The organism is Telluria sp. Soil_C_11, from assembly GCF_057657395.1.
In genome coordinates this window covers 1-359 of sequence record NZ_JBDGIN010000066.1, presented here as the reverse complement: position 1 = coordinate 359, position 359 = coordinate 1, and the positions used below count along the sequence as shown (strand labels likewise).

Annotated in this window: 1 protein-coding gene; it reads right to left on the bottom strand. The window is 66.6% G+C overall.

Translation table 11 applies throughout. The features are described 5' to 3' along the window. The coding region (locus tag AC3A6M_RS24900; RefSeq protein ID WP_487855364.1) for a calcium-binding protein at positions 1-359 on the bottom strand (359 nt) is incomplete at both ends.

Here is a 359-nt window from a genome sequence, read left to right as displayed (position 1 = left end):
TGCCGCCGTCGAGGGTATCGGCCTGGCTGCCTTCGCCATAGACCCCGCCCATGATCGTCAGCTGGTCATTGCCCGCGTCGCCGTACAGGACGTCGGCCCCGGCGCCCCCATTGAGAAGGTCATTGCCGTTTCCCCCCTCGAGGATATCGTTCCCGTCGTTGCCGTAGATCTGGTCGTTGTCATCTCCACCGTCGAGATGGTCCTGGCCGGCGCCGCCGTAGAGCTGGTCGTTGCCCAGTCCACCCAGCAGCGTGTTGGTGGCGCTGGCGTCGTCCAGCGACTGGCTGCCGTCGGCGTTCCTGCCGCCGTCGGCATACAACTGGTCGGCATCGTTGCCGCCGTCGACGATGTCGTTGCCC